Origin of the sequence: Limnothrix sp. FACHB-881 (genome assembly GCF_014698135.1) — a bacterium.
GTDB lineage: Bacteria > Cyanobacteriota > Cyanobacteriia > CACIAM-69d > CACIAM-69d > CACIAM-69d.
Genome location: NZ_JACJSN010000028.1, coordinates 18,855 through 41,134, shown reverse-complemented (window position 1 = coordinate 41,134; position 22,280 = coordinate 18,855). Strand labels below are relative to the sequence as shown.

General features: G+C 56.8%; 24 protein-coding genes. 15 read left to right on the top strand and 9 right to left on the bottom strand.

The annotated features are described in order from the left end of the window. The first annotated feature begins 121 nt into the window (after positions 1-121). The gene (locus H6G52_RS17815; RefSeq protein WP_190530105.1) at positions 122-2,332 is read left to right on the top strand and encodes a hybrid sensor histidine kinase/response regulator; all 2,211 of its coding nucleotides are present in this window, start codon (positions 122-124) and stop codon (positions 2,330-2,332) included. Between the two features lie 64 nt (positions 2,333-2,396). Here H6G52_RS17815 and H6G52_RS17810 read toward each other — a convergent pair whose 3' ends face one another. Both H6G52_RS17810 and H6G52_RS17805 read right to left on the bottom strand, forming a co-directional pair. Then, positions 2,397-3,650 carry a hypothetical protein gene (locus H6G52_RS17810; RefSeq protein ID WP_190355708.1) on the bottom strand — a complete coding sequence of 418 codons (1,254 nt, stop codon included), beginning with the start codon at positions 3,648-3,650 and terminating at the stop codon, positions 2,397-2,399. Between the two features lie 88 nt (positions 3,651-3,738). After that, the gene (locus H6G52_RS17805; RefSeq protein WP_190530103.1) at positions 3,739-4,623 is read right to left on the bottom strand and encodes an NAD(P)-dependent oxidoreductase; all 885 of its coding nucleotides are present in this window, start codon (positions 4,621-4,623) and stop codon (positions 3,739-3,741) included. 232 nt (positions 4,624-4,855) lie between these two features. On the opposite strand from H6G52_RS17805, the gene H6G52_RS17800 reads away from it, so the two are divergent. Next, positions 4,856-6,280, top strand: coding sequence for an AAA family ATPase (locus H6G52_RS17800; protein WP_190530101.1), 1,425 nt, complete (start codon positions 4,856-4,858; stop codon positions 6,278-6,280). On the opposite strand, the gene H6G52_RS17795 is transcribed toward H6G52_RS17800, so the two are convergent. Genes H6G52_RS17795 through H6G52_RS17785 form a run of 3 tightly spaced genes read right to left on the bottom strand, consistent with a single transcriptional unit; the run spans position 6,205 to position 7,186 of the window. After that, positions 6,205-6,468, bottom strand: a complete 264-nt coding sequence (locus tag H6G52_RS17795) for a hypothetical protein (RefSeq protein WP_190530099.1) — start codon at positions 6,466-6,468, stop codon at positions 6,205-6,207. The two genes, H6G52_RS17800 and H6G52_RS17795, sit on opposite strands and share 76 nt — an antisense overlap. Positions 6,469-6,491: 23 nt before the next feature. Further along, positions 6,492-6,824, bottom strand: coding sequence for a DUF86 domain-containing protein (locus H6G52_RS17790; protein ID WP_190530097.1), 333 nt, complete (start codon positions 6,822-6,824; stop codon positions 6,492-6,494). A 2-nt stretch (positions 6,825-6,826) separates the two neighbouring features. Further along, positions 6,827-7,186 (bottom strand): nucleotidyltransferase family protein, encoded by a 360-nt coding sequence (locus H6G52_RS17785; protein ID WP_190530095.1) that lies wholly within the window; start codon positions 7,184-7,186, stop codon positions 6,827-6,829. A 196-nt stretch (positions 7,187-7,382) separates the two neighbouring features. On the opposite strand from H6G52_RS17785, the gene H6G52_RS17780 reads away from it, so the two are divergent. Continuing rightward, positions 7,383-7,799, top strand: a complete 417-nt coding sequence (locus H6G52_RS17780) for a XisH family protein (protein WP_190530092.1) — start codon at positions 7,383-7,385, stop codon at positions 7,797-7,799. Continuing rightward, on the top strand, positions 7,784-8,104 hold the full coding sequence (locus tag H6G52_RS17775; protein ID WP_190530090.1) for an element excision factor XisI family protein: 321 nt from the start codon (positions 7,784-7,786) through the stop codon (positions 8,102-8,104). The genes H6G52_RS17780 and H6G52_RS17775 overlap by 16 nt, the downstream gene beginning before the upstream one ends. On the opposite strand, the gene H6G52_RS17770 is transcribed toward H6G52_RS17775, so the two are convergent. Then, positions 8,101-10,434 carry an NACHT domain-containing NTPase gene (locus H6G52_RS17770; protein ID WP_199312490.1) on the bottom strand — a complete coding sequence of 778 codons (2,334 nt, stop codon included), beginning with the start codon at positions 10,432-10,434 and terminating at the stop codon, positions 8,101-8,103. The two genes, H6G52_RS17775 and H6G52_RS17770, sit on opposite strands and share 4 nt — an antisense overlap. Positions 10,435-10,535: 101 nt before the next feature. Between H6G52_RS17770 and H6G52_RS17765 the strand changes: the two genes are divergently transcribed. From H6G52_RS17765 to H6G52_RS17735, 7 genes are all read left to right on the top strand, one after another. Continuing rightward, complete coding sequence (locus tag H6G52_RS17765) at positions 10,536-10,784, top strand: hypothetical protein (RefSeq protein ID WP_099534335.1); 249 nt, start codon at positions 10,536-10,538, stop codon at positions 10,782-10,784. A 233-nt stretch (positions 10,785-11,017) separates the two neighbouring features. Then, a complete protein-coding gene (gene rpmH / locus H6G52_RS17760) occupies positions 11,018-11,155 on the top strand; it encodes a 50S ribosomal protein L34 (RefSeq protein ID WP_099534334.1) in 138 nt (45 codons plus the stop codon). Between the two features lie 32 nt (positions 11,156-11,187). After that, positions 11,188-11,640 carry a ribonuclease P protein component gene (gene rnpA / locus H6G52_RS17755; protein ID WP_242026483.1) on the top strand — a complete coding sequence of 151 codons (453 nt, stop codon included), beginning with the start codon at positions 11,188-11,190 and terminating at the stop codon, positions 11,638-11,640. 100 nt (positions 11,641-11,740) lie between these two features. Continuing rightward, positions 11,741-12,127, top strand: a complete 387-nt coding sequence (locus H6G52_RS17750) for a PH domain-containing protein (RefSeq protein ID WP_099534332.1) — start codon at positions 11,741-11,743, stop codon at positions 12,125-12,127. A gap of 355 nt (positions 12,128-12,482) precedes the next feature. Next, positions 12,483-13,709, top strand: a complete 1,227-nt coding sequence (gene yidC, locus H6G52_RS17745) for a membrane protein insertase YidC (protein ID WP_190530088.1) — start codon at positions 12,483-12,485, stop codon at positions 13,707-13,709. Next, complete coding sequence (locus H6G52_RS17740) at positions 13,709-14,203, top strand: R3H domain-containing nucleic acid-binding protein (protein ID WP_190530086.1); 495 nt, start codon at positions 13,709-13,711, stop codon at positions 14,201-14,203. Before yidC ends, H6G52_RS17740 begins: the two co-directional genes overlap by 1 nt. 129 nt (positions 14,204-14,332) lie before the next feature. Further along, positions 14,333-14,839, top strand: a complete 507-nt coding sequence (locus H6G52_RS17735) for a DUF177 domain-containing protein (protein WP_099534329.1) — start codon at positions 14,333-14,335, stop codon at positions 14,837-14,839. Positions 14,840-14,950: 111 nt separating this feature from the next. Here the strand turns inward: H6G52_RS17735 and H6G52_RS17730 are convergent, their stop codons facing one another. Together H6G52_RS17730 and H6G52_RS17725 are read right to left on the bottom strand one after the other, a co-directional pair. After that, positions 14,951-15,613, bottom strand: a complete 663-nt coding sequence (locus tag H6G52_RS17730) for a hypothetical protein (RefSeq protein WP_190530084.1) — start codon at positions 15,611-15,613, stop codon at positions 14,951-14,953. Positions 15,614-15,678: 65 nt separating this feature from the next. Continuing rightward, on the bottom strand, positions 15,679-16,239 hold the full coding sequence (locus H6G52_RS17725) for a response regulator (RefSeq protein ID WP_099534327.1): 561 nt from the start codon (positions 16,237-16,239) through the stop codon (positions 15,679-15,681). Between the two features lie 622 nt (positions 16,240-16,861). On the opposite strand from H6G52_RS17725, the gene lipA reads away from it, so the two are divergent. After that, positions 16,862-17,782: a lipoyl synthase gene (gene lipA, locus H6G52_RS17720; RefSeq protein ID WP_370567739.1), complete on the top strand. Its 921-nt coding sequence runs from the start codon at positions 16,862-16,864 to the stop codon at positions 17,780-17,782. A gap of 104 nt (positions 17,783-17,886) precedes the next feature. On the opposite strand, the gene H6G52_RS17715 is transcribed toward lipA, so the two are convergent. Further along, on the bottom strand, positions 17,887-18,423 hold the full coding sequence (locus H6G52_RS17715; RefSeq protein ID WP_190530080.1) for a hypothetical protein: 537 nt from the start codon (positions 18,421-18,423) through the stop codon (positions 17,887-17,889). 480 nt (positions 18,424-18,903) lie between these two features. Here H6G52_RS17715 and H6G52_RS17710 point away from each other — a divergent pair, with 480 nt between their 5' ends. From H6G52_RS17710 to cheB, 3 genes are all read left to right on the top strand, one after another. Continuing rightward, positions 18,904-19,899 carry an aspartate carbamoyltransferase catalytic subunit gene (locus tag H6G52_RS17710; protein WP_190530078.1) on the top strand — a complete coding sequence of 332 codons (996 nt, stop codon included), beginning with the start codon at positions 18,904-18,906 and terminating at the stop codon, positions 19,897-19,899. A gap of 58 nt (positions 19,900-19,957) precedes the next feature. Beyond that, positions 19,958-20,941: a DNA polymerase III subunit delta gene (gene holA / locus H6G52_RS17705; protein ID WP_190530077.1), complete on the top strand. Its 984-nt coding sequence runs from the start codon at positions 19,958-19,960 to the stop codon at positions 20,939-20,941. Between the two features lie 225 nt (positions 20,942-21,166). Next, positions 21,167-22,240 (top strand): chemotaxis-specific protein-glutamate methyltransferase CheB, encoded by a 1,074-nt coding sequence (cheB, locus tag H6G52_RS17700; RefSeq protein WP_190530075.1) that lies wholly within the window; start codon positions 21,167-21,169, stop codon positions 22,238-22,240. The last annotated feature ends 40 nt before the right edge of the window (positions 22,241-22,280 follow it).

Genomic DNA, 22,280 nt, shown 5'->3' with positions numbered 1-22,280 from the left:
TTCTCAGGACGCTATCGCAATCGTCGTCGCCGTTTTGGCTTGAGGCTTCATCTGCTGGCCGGGTTGCTCAACTACCAGGCAACACATCCAATTTGATTCGTGCAAGAGGTCTAGTGATGAGATGCCGGCCGGGTGGTTGGATTTGACCGATGGCACGTTGGATCTGACCACGGATTCCCCGCCAGCTCCCACACCTGCCCCCCCGATCGCTGGGGGATCGCCTGCGGTTGCCGCACCTGCTCCAGCGCCCGTTGCCGCACCAGTTCCGGCCCCGCCCAATTCCCCGCCTGCCCCCTTGGTGACGACGGAAACGGCCCCCCGTGGAACTCCGGAACCGGCCCGATCGGCGGAACCGCAACGGGTGGACAGCAAACCCCTAACCCCAACCCCTCTGATTCGGGTGGAGATCGATCGGCTGCAATCCCTGCAACACCTGGTGGGGGAGCTGTTGATTAATGAAAATCGTCAAAGTTTGCAGGATGAACAGTTGCGATCGGCCCTGGAACGGTTTCGCCAAGGCCTGCGCCAACACCGTCGCCTGCTGGCGGAAGCACGCGATCGACTAGAAAAGCGTCCCACCGATCGCCGATCGCTTAATGGTTCTCCCGCCGCCACCAGTGCCAACGATCTGATTTTGCAACAGTCGATCGATGCGGCCCTCGACAGTGCCGAGCGGCTAGATTCCACGGCGGAAGTGGTGGAACGCTATGCCCAACAAACGGCCACCACCCTCGACAAACAACGCCGATTATTGGGTCAGGTGCGCGACAGTTTGATGGATACCCGAATGCAACCGGCGGCGGCCGTGTTCGATCGCTTCGGGCCCCTGGTGCGGCAACTGTGCGCCCGCTATGGCAAAACGGTGCATTTGCGAGTGGTGGGGGAGCGGGTTGCCATTGACAAGGTGGCGATCGAGCAGCTTTATGATCCCCTGTTGCACCTGGTGCGCAACGCCTTTGACCATGGCATTGAAGCGGTGGAAGAACGGCGCGATCGGGGCAAACCCGCCGAAGGGACGATCGAGCTGCGGGCCCAACAACAGGGCAACCATGTGTTGATTTGGGTGGCCGACGATGGCAAAGGCATCGACCCCCAACGGCTGCGACAGAAGGCGATCGAACGCGGTTGGCTCACGCCCGATCGGGCCCAAACCGCCTCAGACCAAGCCCTCTTGGATTTGTTATTTGAGCCGGGCTTTTCCACCGCCGATAAAGTCACCGATTTGTCTGGGCGCGGCGTGGGGTTGGATGTGGTGCGATCGCAAATGCGATCCCTCAAAGGCTCCGTCACCATCCAATCGAGTCCCGGGCGTGGCACGGCCTTCATTCTGCGCGTACCCCTGAGTTTGATGACCGCTCGCCTGTTGGTTTGCCAGGCCGATCGCGCGGCCTATGCTCTGCCCTCAGAAAGCGTCCGCCAAATTCTGATTCCTCAACCGGAACAAACCCAAATGCTCGGGGGACAGCGAATTTTGCGGTGGCGAGCCAGCAGCGAAGATCCCGAAATCACCATTCCCATTCGCAAACTGGCGGAACTGATGCGCTACAGTTCCTTGGCTCCGGGCCTGTTGCGATCGGACATGGGCGCAATCACGCCATTTTTGAGCAATCGCCTCGCGCCCTTGCTGTTGATGGATGCCGGTGACACCCCCGTGGCGATCGAGGTGGATGGGGTTGTGGGTGAACAGGAACTGGTGTTGCGGCAACTGTCGGAAGCCCTGCCCGCCCCGCGCTACATCTATGGCTGCACCATTTTGGGCGATGGGCGCATGGTCTTGGCGATCGACGGTAACGAACTGTTGGCCCAAGTCGAGGCCGTGCCGATCGTTGCTGCCGCGCCTCCGGAGTTGCCCCAGCCCGCCGCCCCGCCAGCGATCGCGCCGGAATTGCCCGCTGAGTTGCCCAATGCCCCGATCGCGCCCCACAGTCCCACCACCGCCCAAGGCAGCAAAACCTTGCTGGTGGTGGAAGATTCCGACACCGAGCGCCGCCTTTTGACCCTGACCCTGGAGCGCCAGGGCTATCGTGTGGTGCAAGCGGTTGATGGGTTGGAAGCCTTGACCCAGCTTCGGCAGCGCTCCGATATTGATCTCGTCATTTCTGATATTGAAATGCCGCGCATGACGGGCTTAGAGTTCTTAAACGCCCGCCGCCAGCATCCCAACGCCGCCCAAGTGCCCGTGATCCTGCTGACTTCCTGTAGCGGCACGCAATATAAACAGGTGGCCCTGAGTTTGGGGGCCGCAGACTATATGCTGAAGCCCCACGTTACGCCGGAGTTGGTGGCCAGCATTGAACGGTTAACGGGCGATCGAGCAGCAGCGGTGGTTTAGGCCTAAGGGTGACCTCAATCACCTCAATCATCCATGGAGCGATCGGGCAAAAAACAGTCAGCTCCTAGCTCCGGCGGCTCTTGTTGGTGGCCAGCTTCAAGAAACTCTGGTAAGTGGTGGCGATCGCCTGGACGCGACGGGCCTGATCCGCATAGACACATTCCCATTGCGTGACGGCGCGACCTTCCCGGGAGCAAATGCCCAACAGGCCCGAAGCCCGGTTCGTGCCGTTGCGGATGTCCAACCGATCGTTGCTGTCTAAATAAAAGGAAGCCGTTCGGGCCCAAGCATAGGCCTCCAGCCCCGAGAGACCCCCCCGCCGAGCGATCGCCAAGGCCTGGGGAAACCAGCGGGAGTGAACCGGGCTGGCTTGGTTATACAGGTCGATCGCGTTGACCAAGGCTTGCAAATCTTCGTAGGGATCAATGCCAGCGGCATACAGATCCGTGAGGGCCGTGGGCAACCGCCCAGACAACCGCTCCACACAGGCGCGATCGGCCACGGCCAAGTTACCGCCACTGCGGCCCTGGTCACTGCAAGCCCCGTAGTTGGTGACCCGCTGCCCCCAAGACAAATTGCCCGGATCCGTGTGGCCGTAATAGTTCGGCGTGGGCTGCACAAACAAACTGCCGTTTTGCACCATCAACCGATAGTTTCCTTCGGCCACGCCCACAGCCACCACACCCATGGAGGTGGGGCTTTGGAAAATTTGGGCATAAACCGGCAAATCTTTTTGCAAATTAAACGCCCGCTGGGGAGCCTGCTCCATCCAAAACATCGTTTGGCCGTTGGGAGCCGGTCGGGTGGGTGGCGCGGTGGGCGGCTTGGCATTGCTGGGTTTCAGCGGAGCGGCCGGCGTGGGGCGGGCGGTGGTTGGGGCCGCTGCTGGGGCCGATTGGGTTGGGTTGGGTTGGCTACCGGTGGCTGTGCTTCCGGTGGCCCCTGTGCCGCTGTTGGGAGCAGCACCGGTTTGGCCGGGTGCTGCTCCGCTGGTGGTGGGAACCGTGGCCATGGATTCCAGGTTGGCGGCAAAGGGATCCGAAATGGGCACATCTCCGTTGCTGCCGCCGGTTGGCTGACTCGCGATCGAGCCGGAACCCGATCGGGAAGCATCATCACCGGGTAAATCAAAACTGAGAGGCGACACCGGTAAGGGTGTGCTGGCCTCCGTTTTGGGCTGGGTTTGCTTGCCGGCCGTGAGTGGCAGGGCAATTAACACGATTGCCGTGCCCGCAACGCCAAGGGCGATCGACCGTCCCCACAGGATACGCCCAGGGGAAGCTGGACTAGACACCAGGGAGTTTGCAACAGATTTCACGATCACAGGTTGCCAACCCAACGTTGACAAGAAAATAGAACAACCTACCGAGTGTCTACTTTAGCTTACGGTCTCAAATTGCACAGAATTATTTCGGGATCGTTGTCTTATAGGCGCGAATCGCTGCTTGTGTGCCTTGTTGTGCGCCTTGGCCGTCGTCAAGGGCGCTAACCCGCTGAAAAATCTGATTTGCCAGGTCTGTCACCGGTAAAGCGCAGTGACCGGCAGCTTCCGCCACCAAACGCAAATCCTTTTGCATGTGGGTGATCGCAAAGCCCGGGGCCAAATCCTCCGCCAAAATTTTCGGCCCTAAATTCGCCAAGGCCCAAGATCCGGCCGCTCCGGTGCTGCAAACCTCAATCACCAACTGCGGATCCAAATCCTGGGCAGCGGCCAATTGCAGGGCCTCGCACAGGGCCAGCATGTGACCAGCGGCCAACACCTGGTTGCAGAGCTTCACCGCCTGGCCGCTGCCGATCGGGCCGCAGTGGCGAATGGTTTGGCCCATGGGAGCCAACCAAGGGCGCGATCGCTCAAAATCCGCCAGCTCACCCCCCACCATGATCGTCAAGGTTCCCCGCTGGGCCCCCACGTCTCCCCCGGAAACCGGCGCATCCAAAAAACCAAACCCCAGCGATCGCAAGGCTGTTCCCAGCTCGATTGCGGCCACACTCCCGATCGTGGTGAAATCCACAAACAGCGCCCCGGTTCGCGCCGCCGTTGCCGCGCCGCCCGCTCCCAACAACACCTGCTGCACATCGGGCACATCGCCCAAACAGGAAAAGACCAAATCCGCCTCGGCCACCGCTGCGGCCAAGTCGGGAGCGATCGCCACGCCTGCCGCCGCCGCTTGGGCCACCGTCGGGCGATCGGGCGTGCGATTCCAGCCCCGCACCGTTGCTCCACTCCGGGCCAAGTTGGCAGCCATGGCGCTGCCCATCACGCCCAATCCCAAAAATGCAATTTCGGCCATACTGTTCACTTCTTTTTTCCCAGTTCCTATTCTTGACCGGTCAGGATTCTTTATTCGTAAGGAGATTGATACAAGGGGCCGATTGGTTAGTTTTGCCAACAGCATCCCGATCGCAATCCCGATCGCACCCAAAACAATTGCTAATCAGGGTTCGATCGGGGAGGGGTACGGGATAGGCGATAATTGCCCTGGCGCTTGGGTTGCGCCGTTCCCGTTGTCTCCGTTGCGCACCATGTCCTACTTCGTTTCGCCCCGCTTCACCGAGAAAGTCGCCGTCCATGTGGTCAAGAACTTCTTGAACTTGCCCCGTGTGCCCGTACCGCTGATTTTGGGCATTCACGGCAAAAAAGGCGAGGGCAAAACCTTCCAGTGCAACCTAGTTTTTGAGCAAATGGGCATCGACGCGGTGCATATTTCCGGCGGCGAACTGGAAAGCCCCGATGCGGGCGACCCGGCGCGGCTGCTGCGGTTGCGCTACCGGGAAGCCTCGGACATGGTGAAGGTGCGCGGGCGGATGTGTGTGCTGCTGATTAACGATATTGATGCGGGGGCGGGCCGGTTCGATCGCCTGACCCAATACACGGTGAACACCCAACTGGTGAACGCCACCCTGATGAACATTGCCGACAACCCCACCAACGTGCAGTTGCCCGGCAGCTACGACAGCGAGCCGGTGCGCCGGATTCCGATCATCGTTACGGGCAATGACTTTGGCACGCTCTACGCGCCCCTGATCCGCGACGGGCGGATGGACAAGTTCTATTGGGAACCGACGGCGGCGGAACGGCTGGAGGTGGTGCGCGGCATGTTTGAGGGTCTGGGTTTGGCCGATCGGGCCGTGGCCGAGCTGGTGGAAACCTTCCCCAACCAGTCCGTGGACTTCTTTGGGGCCATGAAATCGCGGGTCTATGACGACCTGGTGCGGCAGTTCATCCAAGATACGGGCTTGGCGCAGGTGTCGAATCGGCTGCTGAAATCCAAGGAAGCGCTGCCCCAGTTTGCGGAGCCACAACCGACCCTGGAGCAACTGAAGGCGATCGGGGCGGCCCTGGTGAAGGAGCAAGATCGAATTCGGGAACTGCACCTGGTGGCGGCCTACAATCCCCACGGCGAGGCCAATGCCGCCAGCGAAACGGTGAGCCAAAACGGCCAAGGCGAAACCAACGGGCTACAGGGTCGATCGCGCCCCTACAGCGCCACTGCCCAACCGGAGCCGATCGCCGCCGAACCGGCCGTGGCCACCCACACCCAAACCCAGCTGATCGCCCCGGAAGCCAAACCCAGCGGCGTGCCCCGGCCCAAGCTAGAACCGGAGTTGCCGCCCTTGAGTGGCAATCCCGATTTGGAAGCAAAGTTGGAATATCGCAGCAGCCAGCGGCCGAAGTTGGTGCAGCCTTTGGGCCCGACGATTCGATCGCAGCTTGTGCCGATCGTTAACAACGGCTACCGGCTGGGAATCGAGGTGGCCGACAAGCGCCACTACAACGCGAATTCCTGGCAATGCTACGGAACGGCGGAACCACACCAGGAAACCGAGGCGATCGGGAAGTTGGAAACCTGCCTGGCGGAAAACCTGGATTGTTATGTGCGATTGGTGGCGATCGACCCCGATCGCAAGCAACGGATCCGCGAAGTGATCGTCCAGCGCCCGCAATAGCCCGACCCCAAGCCTCGTAGGGGCGCAAGCACAACCATTTTCACGCCGTCTTCGAGTAGGGGCGGGTCTTCGAGCAGGGTTTGAACGTTCTGTTTGACGCGATCGAGCAGTTGTTGTTCGAGGGGGTTGAGGTTGGCTTGGGGCGATCGCCACTCGGGAAAAAAGTCGGCATCATCGGTCAGTTGCAACCCAAAGTCTTGTTTCAGGTTAATTAGAATTCTCCATCTAGCAAACTTTTGAGAAGTGGTAACAGTTGGGGAAGTTCAAAATTCACCACATCTTGGATGATTTCCAGATTGATAACATCATACTCATGGACGACAAAATCCCGTAGCCCAGCCATTGCTTTCCACGGTATTTCCGGATGGTTAGTGCGAAACTCCATTGATAGGCGCTTGGTCGCTTCGCCAATAATCGTCAAGCGCCGAATAACTGCATCATATTCTATTGTTCTGGCTTGGCTCCAATTGTTTGATCGAGTATAGTTTTGAATGAGTTCAATCGAATCAATGATATCGAGAATCGCTTGCTGATCTCTGCTCATTTTTATACTCTGGAGACTTTATAAATTACTTGAGCGGCGTTGAGAATCTCTTGGCGACGTAGGGGATTGCGGCTCATTTCAAGTCCCTTTTTACTAATCAAATCAACTTTACGTTGCAGTAATTTTTCTAGTTCTGATTGCAAATCAAAAAACTTGAAACCATAGTGCGCTTCCGGGGCGCTTTGATAGAGCAAATCAATATCGCTTGGATCAGCTCCGGTCGGTCGAAAGTCTGAGCGCAATACAGACCCAAACAGCGCTAGTTCTACGATCGCCCATTTTTCACAGAACTGCGCGATCTCTTGGGGGCTGGTTTGCAAGCGTTGATAGAGTTCTGTCACCGAGAGACCAGAGGGCGGCATGGGGCGATCGAGTGGGGTGGTTGCTGTCTAGTGTATCGGGCGGGAAATGGCAGCGGCTAGACTGGGAGTGAGCAGCATTTGCGGAGGATGCCTATGTCTGTTTCACCCGCAAAATTCGGGTGGAGTGGAACGGGACGGATACGTTGATCGATGACCTGATTGAGTTGGGGTTACGGGAGGAAGATTTTTAACTGCCATGTCACGCCGTGATCTGTACCATGACGCTGTTCGCAATGCCCTAGAGAAGGATGGTTGGACAATCACCCACGATCCCTTGCCCTTGGGCGATCAAGAGCTATTGGTATTTGCTGATCTGGGCGCTGAAAAGCTTTTGGCAGCTCAACGGGGACTTCAAAAAATTGCAGTTGAAGTTAAGGTTCTTGGCGGAGTTTCTACAATTACTGAATTGCAGAAAGCGATCGGGCAATATGGTTTATATCGTTATCTGCTAGAGCGTGATGAGCCTGAGAGACGTTTATATTTGGCAGTTCCTCAGGAAATTTATTCTGAATATTTTTCAAAAGAAGTGATTCAGGGTTGGTTAATTCGAGAGCAAATTCAGTTACTAATTTTTGATCCTGAGCTGGAGGTGTTGCAATGGCTGGGGATGTAGATTTTCGGCAGGCGATTCAGACGGTTTTTCAGCGGTATGTGGGGTTGGCGCGAACGGATCGGGGGGTGGAGCTGATTGCGGTTTGTGATGGGGAAACGGGGAATTATTTGTTGATGAATGTGGGGTGGTCGGGGCGCGATCGCATCCACAGCGTGGTGGTGCATTTACGGGCGATCGGGGAGAAGATTCGGGTGGAGTGGAACGGCACGGATACGTTGATCGATGACCTGATTGAGTTGGGGTTGCGGGAGGAGGATTTTGTGCCTGCGAGTGCCCGATCGCCGATGTCTGCGATCGCGGGTTAGGGGTTGGGAAGGGGTGGATAGGGTTTGCCTTTGGCGGCGTAGTAGGCCTCAATTTGGGCGATCGGGCGCAGCATTGTGGCTTCGATATCTTGCCGCACTTCCCGGGACAAATAACAATCCGTATTCAAACATTCTGCCAATCGCAAATTGGCATCATGATATTTCCTTAAAAGATCTTTTTGTTGATCAGAAAATTGCCAATCATGACCGATATTGCGATACTCAGTCATTACGTGCCGCAGTTGATTAGTCCATGAATTTCCTTGTGCTATCCACCATTCTTTCTGTTTCTCATAGGGACAATTTGCGATTTCTTGAAATTGATTATTTAGATTCGTGATTTGATTAAAAAAAGATTCGCATTTTAAATCATTTATGTAATGAAGAATAAATTCAAAATCGAAACCAAAAGCCGAGTCTGAATTAAGTCCAGCACTGAGTCTAGTAGCACTATTCAAAATTCTATCTAACTTCATATCCAAATCAAGAGTATAATCGAGCTCCAAAGTTCTCGTACCATTGGCACTGTCTATGCCAGCAATAGCAATGGCAATAAAGGGATTTTGAAATAGGTAAAAAGCAATTGCGGCTGATTTTTTGTTAGGCAATTTTATTGGCTCTGCTTTTTCGTTTGCCCATTTCAAGAAATCTTGCAATCCTTGATTGTCTTTTAGTAGATCATCCGCTGTCTGTTTCAACGTTAGAATTAAGCTGTTACCTCGCCGAAGACTACCAGCCACCAATAGTGTAACTTCTCGCCAAGCTTTCTTTGTTAAATTCTGAGTTAGAAGTTGCCAATTTTGGCTGGAAACAATTTCTCGCGCAGCAAAATATTCATGAAAGGTCAGATGAGAAAAGGAATAGACCCCCCGTGCTCGTTCCGTCAGCAAGCCATGTTGAGCCACAATCGAGCGCAAAATGGCTTCACTATCTAACCGCAAGGCTTCTGGATCGTCCTTGGCATCGGGCAAATTATGGATATAGTCCATGATTTGATCTTCCGCCACCCGTTGATCAAAGAAATAAGCTCCCTCTTGAAACGTTGCTAGCGCCAACTGCGAGAGCAAATCTTCCTTGCGATTAATTGACAGATTCTTATAGACCTGATCGCGCTGAATATTCCGCTTACCATCCCACTTTTTCAGCAGCAGATCCACACCCTCTTCATAGAGCTTGGCTCGATTAGTGGGGAAATCACCACTCTCGCCAAACACCAAGCAAAGCAAGGTCAGCAATAGCGGATTGCTAGCCAGCTCCAGAATCGGTCGTTCATTTTTTAGACGGACTAGGAATCGTTCAATTTTGGATAAATCTTGGTGATGAGTAAACCAATCAGTGACAAACTCTTGAATCTGTTCTTCCGAAAAATCTGCCACCTCTACTTCGGTAAAGCGTTCAAATGTGTATTCCTTGGCAGCAATTCGACAGGTAGCAAGAATATGATTTCCGGGAAAACGATCAACCCAATCCCGCATTTCTCGGATTGTCCGATTCGTATGAGCTGCCAACACCTCATCCAGTCCATCTAACAAGACCAGCGCTCGACCATTTTTCAGGCATTGATACAAAACCGACTCAGCATCAGCAATCCCACAATCTGACCACTGCCGAGATATATAATTCAGTAAATTTGGCTCACCTGGAAACTCTGCCCATTCCTTGAGTGTGACAAAAATAGGCACAAGATCGCCTAAGAATTTTTCATCCAAGCAAGCAATTGTCAAATACTTCAAAAACGTAGTTTTACCCGCGCCCGGCCGACCCAAAACCATCAACGCCTGATGTCGGGTGACAGCATCTAAGCCCGAAATTTTCTCTTGGCGAACTTTACCTAGACAAAATCGATCAAACTCTTCAATTTCATCCAAATTTCCCAATAGTTCCGATGAGCTGAGGCGCTGATTTGCAGTCAGCTTTTCCAGCACATTCACTTGGGTGTAAATCGTCCCCAGGGCGATCGGCTGTTCCATATCCAGCACCCGCATCGTGCCGCACCGCCGCCGCAAGTCCGCCTCCACCCGCGATCGCACCCACGCCACATCGATCGCATCCGATGGCGGCTCAAATTGAACAGGCTCGATCGCATCGCCCCAAGCAACCTGCCAAGCCTTGAACTCCGCAATCAGTATCGGCAGCTTACTTTGCCCATCTCCCGCAATCCCAAACGCCTTATACAGTTGCCGCAAATGTTGCGTCACAGCCCCTGTGCTGCCATCGCAAACGTTTGTGGCAATCTTGGCCTTCGTTTCCCCGCGCACGATTCGCTCTAGGACAGCCTTTCGCTTGGGTGGCAACTTGTCGAAAATTTCTTTGGCGCGGGCTGGAGTCATGCTGAGAATTTCTCATCACCTCTGAGAATTTTCTCGCATCCAACATCTGAGAGCCAACTGTTTTTTAGTGGAGGAGTTCTGACAACAGGAGTCACCTCCCAATGAAACGCCCGCAAATTTATCAACAACTGCTGATCGTCTCCGTTTTGTTCACCGCCCTCTCGGGTGGGGCCGCCATCCACCTGGCCAACCAGCCTCAGATCAATCCCCAACAGTCCGAGCTGTTCCAAACCTTCAAAGGCCTGTTTGAAAAAGGCGTGCTGGGCATCGGCGGCCTGGTGCTGGGCAAAATGACCGGCTACTTTCCCGATCGACCCCCCAGCAATCCCGACGACAACACCGATCAATAGAATCGCGGCCCCGCGCGACTTGCGGATCTCCGGCCAACGCACCGGCTCGTGATATCATCGAAAGTCGCGCTTTCTAACACCTAGACAGGCGCAAAATTTGTTGAACCTATTTATATGGACTGCCAAGCCAGACAGCAGTTGGGTGCAGCCGTGAACCGTTCCCGTGCGATCGCCCCCGCTCCCGTTTGGTCAACGCTTAGTCCGCCAATCGCCCACTCGGAGCTAGCCCAACCATGACCAAGCGTACTCTTGAAGGAACCAATCGCAAGCGCAAGCGTGTTTCCGGCTTCCGTGCCCGGATGCGGACTAAGAACGGTCGCCGCGTGCTGAATGCTCGTCGCCGTCGCGGTCGCGCTCGGTTGGCGGTTTAAGGATTGCTCACCGGCAGTCTGCTCCAGGGTGGTTGAGCGATCGCCCCTACACCCAAACGTGCATGGCCTTACCCCAAGCCTACCGACTTCGACATCGCCATGACTTTGACCGAGTGTATCGGCAAGGCAAACGGTATCGCAGCAAGCACCTAACCCTTTGGGTCTACCGGCCACCGGCAAGCCCCGCGATCGCCCCCAGCGAACCATCGGCGGCCGTTGCCCCCACGCTGCCCACCCTGGCCCCGGCTCCGAAAGTTGGCATCAGCATCAGCCGCAAAGTTGATAAACGCGCCGTTGTGCGCAATCGGCTGCGGCGACAAATTCACGGTATTTTGTGCCAGCACTTGCCGACCATGCCCCTCGGTTGGCTGGCGGTGATTAGTGTGCGTCCAGCCATGCCCCTGTGTCAGTACCCCCAAATTCTGCAAGAATTGGAGCAGTTGCTGACCGCCGCCAAGTTGGATTTGGAGCAAGCCAGCGTTTAGACCGTTGTGTTTGCGCTGTTGATTTTGCGCGATTCATCAGGGGCGGCGATCGCCCAATTCGCCCCATTTGGCCCGCACTGAACCTTACGAGCACTGGACTATGGGTATCAAGGAAGATGTTTACTATGAGGGCGGCCCCCACCGTGGCGATTTGATCGTCAATTTGCTGTTGGGTCTAACTGTGATTTGCCTGCCCTTAACCATCGGCTCGATCGTGCGGGCCTTTTGGTTGCGCTATCGCATCACCAGCCGCCGCATTTCAATCACCAGCGGTTGGCAAGGACGCGATCGCTCCGATGTGATTTATCCCGAAATTCGCGCCGTTGTGGCCGTGCCCCGGGGTTGGGGTGCTTGGGGCGATATGGTGCTGACCCTCAAGGATGGTAGCCGCCTGGAAATGCGATCGGTTCCCAACTTCCGAGCCGTCGCCGACTACATCAACGAGCGGATCGGCGCAGCGGCCCAAACCGCCACCAGCAACCGCTAAACCGCCCGATCGCCCCCTCGCTGCTCATGTTCAACCCTCCTGCTTGCACGGCCTTGTGGCTTCCGGCGGAGGGTTATGTGTTGATTGGGCTGTGACGAATGGGGCGGCATCGGCGGCCTGCGGCCAGGGCGGTAGTCCCCACTTGATAACCACCCCCCAAGGGCCCCCACTTTGCATAAGCTGAAGTCACATCTTTGGGCTAGGGCAGCTCTGGTTCATGGGGTGAGCGTTCGGCTCGATCGAGTCACCCTCGGCCAGCCGCGCCGTTTTGCCTCCGTTTAACGAATCGTTGACCGCCCGTTGACGGTTTTTTGATAACTTTTAACAACTCGATCGCACAACCGACGCAACGCGCATGGATTTCGGAGTTGGATTTCTCTCAAACAACGTCATGCTGCCGATCCTGGATTTTTTCTATGGAATCGTGCCCAGCTATGGCCTCGCCATCATCGCCCTGACGCTGGTGGTGCGCTTTGCCCTCTATCCGATCAGCGCTGGCTCCATCCGCAGTATGCGGCGGATGAAGATCACCCAGCCGATCATGCAGAAAAAGATCAAGGACATTCAAGAGCGCTACAAAAGCGACCCCGCAAAACAGCAGGAAGAACTCAGCGCCGTTTACAAGGAATTTGGGAACCCCCTGGCCGGCTGTTTCCCGATTCTGGTGCAAATGCCCGTGCTGATTGCCCTGTTCACCACCCTGCGCGGCTCGCCGTTTGCGGATGTGCCCTACTCCGTGAATCTGCAAATTTTGCCCCAGGAGCAAATTGAGCGGGTGCAACCGGAAGCGTTTGCCACCCCGCCCAAGAACATCTACATTTCCGACAGCACCCACTATCCCGTGGTTGGGTTGCTGCCCGGTGGCACGCGCCTGGCCGTGGGTGACACTACCAAGCTGGAGTTCCAAACGCCCGAAGGCAAAACCCTGAACACCCTGGCCACAGAAGCCGGTGGGGATATTGATCTCTCGCCCAAGTGGCAAGTGATGAAGGGAGCCGAGCGGGTGCAGTTGGGCCCCAACGGTGAAATCACGGCGCTGCAACCGGGGGATGTGACCCTGCAAGGGACGATTCCCGGCCTGGCGGCGAGCAAGGGCTTCCTGTTCATCAGTGCGCTGGGCCATGTGGGCGCAGTGGACGATGAGGGGATCCACTGGGATATTGTGGCGATGGTGCTGCTGTTTGGTTTGAGCCTTTATGTCAGCCAATCGATTTCCAGCCAAGGGGCAACGGATAACCCGCAACAGGCGGCGGCCAATAAGCTAACGCCGATTATCTTTTCGGGGATGTTTCTGTTTTTCCCCCTGCCCGCTGGGGTGCTGATGTACATGGTGGTGGCGAACCTGTTCCAAACGGCCCAAGCGTTCATTTTGTCTCGGGAACCGCTACCGGAGAATATCCAAAAGATGGCGGAAGCTCAGGGCATTGTGGATGTGAAGGCGGTGGCGGTGGATGGCGCGACGGGCCGGCTGCCGTTTGAACCCAAGGGCACGAAGGTTAGCAGCCCGGCGAAGAATCAGCCGAGCAAGGGCCCAGGCAACAAACCCAGCACGAACAACAACAAGCAAAAGGGCAAGTCGTGATGAGTGATCCGGGCGATCGGGGACGAATTTGGCTGGAGGGGCTGCTGGGGCGCTTGGGTTTGCCGACCCAGGTGCAAGCCCAGCACGACCCGATCGATAATGCGCTGAACTATTGGCTCACGATCGATGGTTCGCCCTGGTCTCCGGAGCAAATCACCAGCGTGGTGGGTGAAGCGGGGGTGACCCTGGATGCGATGCAGTATTTGGCGAATATGCTGCTGAATGTGGGGGTCGATCGGGATGACCATTGCGGTTACACGATCGAACTCAATGGCTACCGGGCCCAGCAACGGGCCGAGCTGGAGTCAGTGGCGGCCAATGCGGTGTCGCAGGTTCGTGAAACGGGGGAGTCGGTGGCGATCGACTCACTCTCCTCATCCCAACGCAAACAGCTCCACGCCATGCTCGCGGCCTACAGCGACATCGCCACCCACAGCGAAGGCCAAGAACCCCACCGCCGGTTGGTGGTGGCCCTGAAGTCAACCGAAGCCTAGCTTGACCCGCGCCGCTGGGCCTTGGGGGTTCGGCGGTTTGGGTTGGGCTGGCCATTCGGGAATGGCCCTCGGTCTGCTGCCATTCCCGATCGCACCCATCTTTACCCTCCCCGCTGCGGGGTTCCTACCGTGGATTCGGTCTATATTCCCCATATCCTGAAGGCCACCAATCGGACGATCGGTTGGGAATTCAAGGATTTTCTGCCAGGCTTGGAAACCCTCACCCCCGTGCGCGGCAAGTTGCGCGTGGTTCACCGGGGCAATTTCCTGGAGGTGTCGGCCCAGGCGGAAGGAATTGTGACTCTCACTTGCGATCGCTGCCTTTGTCAATACAATCAGCGGCTGGTGGTCGATACCCAAGAGCCGATTTGGTTGGATGAGGCAGCAGAGTCCAAAGATTTACCCCTAGAACGAGAGATCAGCGCTGAGGATTTACAAGAATCTTTGTCGCCAACGGGTTATTTTTATCCCGAAGATTGGCTCTATCAGCAATTTTGTCTTGAATTGCCAGCCCAGCAGCTTTGTAGCGAAGATTGCCAAGGAATTTTGGAGCCGGAAGACGCTGCGGAAACGCAACCGGCGATCGATGCCCGTTGGTCGGCCCTGGCTTCCCTGAAGAACCAGCTCGATCGCTAGGGTGCAATCTTGTGACGGGTTTGGGCCCTGGCTGGCCTTGTAGCTAGCAATCTTGTGGCGAGTAATCTTGTGACGAGTAATCTTGTGACGAGTAATCTTGTGGCTAAGGGCCTAGCGGGCTTGGCAACGGGGCGGCATTTCCATCAACGTCAAGGGTTCCAGCGGCGGATTGCCCACCCATTGGCGCTGAATCTCGCAATGACTCACCTGAAGGGCTGGGTTCGATCGCCCCTGAGCATTGACCTTGAGCTGAATTTGATAATCCGAGGGCAAATTGCGGGCAAAGGGTTTATTCACCAGCACCTGTGTCCAGCGTAGCGGCGTTAGCTCCGGGGGCGATCGATGCTCACCCATCACCCAAGCGGTGTCCGCATTGCCGCTGGTGTAGATGCGGTACTGCTGATTGAGCTTGGGCGACACCAGCGCACCCACCCGGGCTTGTAGTTCTGCGCCGTCGCGGGCAAACCGCCCATACTCCTGATAAAACATCTGCTGGGCCCGCACCACCGATCCCACCGTGGGCTGCAAGGGAGAACCACAGGCACAGGCCGGCGGCGAGGCCACCCAAACCAGACCGCCCGCCAGCACCGTGCTCACCACCAGAGCGCTGGTCAGCCAAGGAGAAACCCGCCAAGCGAAGAATGGGTGCTGCTGGCTGGGTGTTATGGGGCGATCGGGTGCTGGTTGTCCGTCGTTGGGTTGGTCGCCACGGTTTGCACCAAAATCCGTCTCAAAATCAGAACTTTGAAGATCAGAACTTTGATGCTGTTTCATACCGGTGCTTTTGAAGTGGGCTAAGGCGGCGGCGGGGTCATGCCAGCGGGCCGGCGGCGCATGAACTAGCGCAACTTTTGCTTAATGAATGTCACAAGCTGGGTTAACTGCTTCTTCAGTTGATCCACTTCCGCTTGCAAGGTCGCCACTTTTTGCTCCAGGGCCTGGATTTCAGCGGCGGAAGCACCCGGCGCAGCCACGGGCGCGGCGGCCGGTGCAGCCACGGGCGGCGGGGCCACGGCTGGAATCCGCGAAGCAATCCGCATTGCTTCTTTGATGGATTCGATTAGCTCTTTCTTTTCAAAGGGCTTTTCGATGAAGGCAAATCGCTCGAAGGGTTCCGAAATTTTTTCGGTCACTTCTTCTTTGCGCCCCGACATCACCAGCAACGGAATCGCTTGCAGGTGGGGTTGGGTTTGAATTTCTTGATAGACTTCCCAGCCGCTCTTTTTGGGCAACAGGAAATCCAACATGATCAGGTTGGGATGTTCTTGCTGAATGAGCTGTAGCCCTTCGAGTCCGTCTTTGGCTTCGAGAACCTCAAAGTTTCCGGCTGGCAACATTTCTTTGACGCGCTGCCGAATCACTTTGCTGTCATCGATGACGAGGATTTTGTGTGTTGCCACGACTTTCTCCTTAGGCTTGCGTGCAGACGATTCGGGAGTGATAGGGGCGATCGCCCTTCAAGGGGGCGGCGCGCTGCATGAAAAGTTAGGAAGCGATCGCTCAAGACCGCATTCAGCCACCATCGGGGCCGAAAACAGGCTGGCAATGGATACCCCTGCTTAAGATACGAGCGATCGGGACTCTCCGGTAGTCTCCAGGGGAAATATCTGGAAAAATCTTTCCGAAAACTCCCGAAGACCGTTGCAAATCCTGGGGTTGAGTCCGCCAGGGATGTTCAGCGATGTTTCCAGGTCACTGGATCGACAGCCAAGGCCCTTGGGCATCTGCGATTCCAGTATATGGCGATCGTCCCGAGGTTTGAAAAGCCCCGCCGCTGGTGCGATCAGTTTCCCGATCGCGAGTGCTGCTGTTTCCAAGCTTGCCCCCATGCGCGATCGCCCGGCACGGCTCCCAAAAATCAGCCAACCATCGCCCCCAAACTGCGCCTTGCAATTTTCCCTCAAGTGCCCCCAAGGGCCCCCCAATTCTCCTCAAAATTTCCCCGAACAGCGGCCAAACAATCGCCCCGCAATTCTTACGCCACAATAGGGGAAATTCATTTGCAAAATCCATTTGCCGCCTGTGTCGCCGTCCTCTTCTTCCAGTGCCGCTAGTGCCCCCAGTTCCGCTGTGCCCGAAGGGTTGCCCACCTGGCTGAAACCACGCTTGGGCCGGGCCAGTGAGTTAGCCGAAGTTCAGCGCATCATCAAGCAGCGGCAAATTCACACCATTTGCGAGGAGGGCCGTTGCCCCAATCGCGGCGAGTGCTATGCCAATCGAACCGCCACATTTTTGTTGATGGGGCCCGTTTGTACCCGATCGTGCGGCTTTTGCCAGGTGGACAAGGGCCATGCGCCAATGCCGATCGACCCGAAAGAACCCCGCAAGGTGGCGGAATCGGTGGCGCTGTTGGGGTTGCGCTATGTGGTGCTGACTTCGGTGGCGCGGGATGATTTGCCCGATGGGGGGGTGAATGTGTTTGCACAGACGATCGCCGCCATTCGATCGCAATCCCCTGGCACGGAAATTGAAGTGTTGACCCCGGATTTTTGGGGCGGCCAGCCCGACCCCCAGGCTAAGCAGCGATCGCGGGTGGAAGCGGTGGCGGCCCTGCGGCCCGCTTGCTATAACCACAACCTGGAAACGGTGGAGCGGCTGCAAGGGCCCGTGCGGCGCGGCGCTAAATATCACCGATCGCTGGATGTGTTGCGCTGGGTGAAAGAACTGGATCCCACCATTCCCACCAAGTCCGGGCTGATGTTGGGCCATGGAGAAACGGAAGCGGAAATTTTGCAAGCCCTGGAAGATTTGCGATCGGTGAATTGCGATCGGCTGACCTTGGGCCAATACCTACGCCCGTCCCTAGACCATTTACCCGTCCAGAAATATTGGACACCGGCAGAGTTTGACCGCCTGGGAGCGCTGGCCCGCGAGCTGGGATTTACCCAGGTGCGATCGGGGCCCTTGGTGCGCAGTTCCTACCATGCGGGGGAGGCGGATTGAGCTGAATGATTGCCCGTAGTTGCCGATGATTGCCCGTAGTTGCCGATGATTGCCCATCGTTGCCCCAATCATTGCCCATGGGTCGATCTCGCTTAACTACTCCCTTACAGGCTCAAGGGGCGATCGCCGTCGGTGAAATAGACCCGATCGACCGGCCAAAGTCGATTGCGCGTGAGGGTCGCCTGCAAGCTGCCAAACAGGGTTAACTGTTCGCAACTGGACAGGGATTGGAACTTGCGGCGGCCATCGGGATTCAAGCGCAGGTCAATGGTGACCGATCGCTTGGCCGTGTCCAAGCTAATGCGATAGTGGCGCAGGTCAAAGGCCGGATCGGGTTTGTCGCCGGTTGCTTCAATCAACAGCCGCCCCACGGCCGCTTCCAAGGGCCGATCGCGCGGGACTTTCACCGACTGGGCCACCAAGCCTTTGCAAGCACCGTCCGGCTTATACAGATCCACCGAAACCGTGTCGGGCAGCGGATCCGAATCAATTGCCGCCGCCTGGGCGGAAGGGTCGCCGGTCAAATTACAGCCCGCCAACCCCGGAACCATGGCCAGGGCCAGCAGCGCCAAGGCCAAAGGAGCGTGGCGAGGGGTTGCGGGTCGCGAAGCCTGAGAAAACTTGGGGCGATCGAGCATCATGGCGAAAATTCCAACGAGGAGTAGTGCTGAAGGGGGGCTGAAAAGAAGGTGACTCAATCTTGCCGGTTTGGGCCAGCCAGCGTCTCCGAACTGGAAAGCTTTCTGAATTGGGTCTGAATGGAGTCTGAATGGGGGCCAGATCCCTGATTGGTCGGTGGCGGGGTGGCGCTGGGTCGGGGGCTGAATGGGGTGTTTAAAATCTAGTGCTGATTGGGTGTTGATTGGGTGCTGAGTCGCTGTTTTGATTGGGTGCTTGGTCGTTGATTGGCCGGTGCTTGATCGGTTCTTCAAAGGCGCGATCGCCCAATCCGTATAAACCACCGCGCAAATAAACCACCGTACAAACTGCCGCGCCAGTTCCCGTGTGAACGATTAATCGGCCCCTGATTCGATCGCCCAGTCAAATCCCCTCCACCAGCGCACCCGTTTGCGCTGCATTTGCGCTTCAATGGATTGCTGGCCCGCATTTCCCCTCGCCCCATGACCACTGCAAGCTGGACGCACCGCCACGTCTTATCGTTGGCGGAGTTCTCGCGCGAAGACTACGACACTGTGTTGACCACCGCCGCTAGTTTTCGCGAGGTGTTGTCCCGTCGCACCAAAAAAGTGCCCACCCTTCAGGGGCAAGTGGTCACCAACCTGTTTTTTGAACCCTCGACCCGCACCCGCAGCAGTTTTGAGCTGGCGGCCAAGCGCCTGTCAGCGGATATTCTCAACTTTGCGCCGGGATCCTCTTCGCTCACCAAGGGAGAGACGATCCTAGACACAGCCAAAACCTATTTGGCCATGGGGACGGACATTATGGTGATCCGGCACAAGCAGGCCGGCGTGCCCCAGTCGATCGCGGCGGAGATGGATCGGCTGCAGTCCGGGGTGAGTGTGCTGAATGCGGGGGACGGCCAACACGAACACCCTTCCCAGGGATTGTTGGATCTGTTTTCCATCTGCCAGGTGTTGAATCCCCAAAAACCGTCGATCGGGGACTTGCGGGGCAAAAAGGTGGCGATCGTGGGCGATATTTTGCACTCACGGGTGGCTCGATCGAATCTGTGGACCCTGACGGCCGCCGGGGCGGCCGTGCATTTGGCCGGGCCGCCAACCCTGCTACCTCGGGAATTTGCCCAATTTTTGCCGCCAACGGCCGATCGATCGCCCCTCCAAATCCATTGGCAACTGGAGCCGGCCTTGGCCGATGCGGACTTTGTGATGACTTTGCGGTTGCAACAGGAACGGATGAGCCAACACCTGCTGCCCAGCTTGCGGGAATATCACCAACGCTATGGCATTACGCGCGATCGACTGCGGCTCTGTCAGCCCCAAGTGCGGGTGTTGCACCCGGGCCCCACGAATCGCGGCGTGGAGTTGGCTTCCGATGTGATGGATGACCCGGCCCTGAGCTTGGTTCCGGATCAGGTGACCAGCGGCATTGCAGTGCGCATGGCGTTGCTTTACCTGATTGGGGGCGGCAAAGGCTAACCCATTGGCCCATTCTCCAGTCAAGCATCCGAGGGCGAGTGCGCCACCGTTTAACAAAATGCCGGTTTATTGGTTTTGGGGTGAGGATGATTTTGCGATGCAGCGGGCGATCGACCCGTTGCGATCGCGTGTGGATGCGGCTTGGGAAAGCTTTAATTTTGAAAAAATCCCGCCCGATCGCGAGGATGGCCTGTTGGCGGCCCTGGCCCAGGCGGTGACTCCTCCCTTTGGTGCGGGTGATCGGCTGGTGTGGCTGGCGGAAACGGCCTTGGCCCAGCGCTGTCCCGACGATTGGTTGCGGGAGTTGGAACGCACCCTGCCCCAAATTCCCGACAATGCCATTTTGCTGCTCACCTCCCGCCAAAAGCCCGATGGCCGCCTCAAGTCCACTAAATTGCTCCAGAAGGCCAAAAACACCGAAATTCAGGAATTTTCTCCGATTCCTCCCTGGAAAACGGAGGAGCTGTTGCAACAGGTGAAACGGGCCGCCCAAGCGATGAAAGTGAAAATTAAACCCGAAGCGGCGGAACTGTTGGTGAATGCGGTGGGCAACAACACGCGCCAACTCTATAGCGAGCTGGAAAAGCTGCAATTATTTGTGGGCGATCGCCCGATCGCCAAGGAAGATATTCACCACCTCGTTTCCGTTTCCACCCAAAGCAGTTTGGAGCTGGCGAAGGCCATTTCCCTGGGGCAAATTTCCCAAGCTTTGAAGCTGATTGCGGATTTGATCGCGCGAAATGAGAATCCTTTGCGAATTCATGCTTCTCTGGTCACCCAGTTTCGGCTATGGCTGTGGGTGAAGCTGATGCTCGATCGGGGCGAGCGGGATGATTTGGTGATTGCCAAGGCGGCAGATTTGGGCAACCCCAAGCGACTTTTTTTCATTAAGAAAGAAGTGCAACCTATGGGACTCAAAGCACTTCAAAAAAGCCTCCAGCTTCTCTTGGAGCAGGAAACCCTCCTGAAGCGGGGCAGCGACCCGATCGAAACGCTGCAATCTAAGGCGATTGAACTCTGTTTGCTGTTCCAAAAAAACTAAGCAGCAGAATCATTGTCTTCAAAAAAAGCAATGGCTCGAACAGGATCAGAATCTCAAAAAATAATCAGCAAATGGTCGGCTAATGGATCGGCTAATGGATTAAATCCTTGCTGGTTTTAGCTTCAAACCCCCAGAAATTTGCGACAATAGGCATAGGACAAAAAATCAGACAAAGATTAATTGCCTCCCGATTTGCAGCACCAAAATTTCAGGCAGGGAATACCAGTGGCTCCACCCCCCATCCGAGTGCTGTTGGTTGAAGATTCCGAAATTGCCATCCGGCTCCTGCGGCGGGCGATCGAGAGTACCGGTGCGTTGCAAGTGGTGGGCACGGCCCGCACGGGGCTGGAGGGGTTGGAACTGCTGGAAACGACCTATCCCGATGTGATTTGCACGGATTTGCACATGCCGCGCATGAATGGGCTGGAGTTGACCCGCGAGGTGATGGGGCGATCGCCCCGGCCCATTTTGGTAATCAGCAACTCCGTTCGCGAAGACGATCGGCGCACGGTGTTTGAGTTGCTGGAGGCGGGTGCGGTGGATGTGTTCCCCAAGCCGGTGATGAGTTCGCCGGAACAATATGCTCAAGTGGCGGCCCAGTTAGTTGCCAAGATTCGGGTGCTGGCGGGGGTGAAGGTTTTCAAGCTACGGCGATCGCTATCCCCCTCACCGTCACCCACGATCGCGCTGCCGTCGGTGCTAGTGCAAGGGCCAGCGATCGAACGGGCGATCGGGGCGATCGGCGCTTCCACGGGCGGCCCCCAGGCCCTGCGGGAGATTTTGAGCCAATTACCATCGCGTTTTCCCCTGCCGCTGGTTTGCGTGCAACATATCAGCACGGGCTTCTTGCGGGGATTGCTAGATTGGCTCAGCCTCAATTGCGCGCTGTCGATTCAAATTGCCCAAGCGGGCCAAACCCCGCAGCCGGGCGTGATTTACTTTCCGCCGGAAGGTCACCAATTGGAGTTTGATCTGCAAGGGCGGTTCGTCACCTTTCGCACGGAGCCGGTGGATGGCCATTGCCCTTCGGTGACAGCCACCTTTCGCGCCATGGCTCGGGTCTTTGGCAAACGGGCGATCGGGATTTTACTGACGGGCATGGGCAACGACGGCGCAAGGGGCCTGTTGGAACTGTCCCAAGCGGGCGGCTGGACGATCGCCCAAGATGAGGCCAGTTCCGTGGTGTTTGGCATGCCCCGAGCGGCGATCGAGCTGGGCGCGGCCAAACAGGTGCTCCCCCTCAGCTCGATCGCCCTGCATTTGGTGGAACGCAGCGGCAGCCTGGCCCGTTCCGGCTGATTCCCCCCGCAGGCACTCGCGTCCGGGAACCCGATAGGCC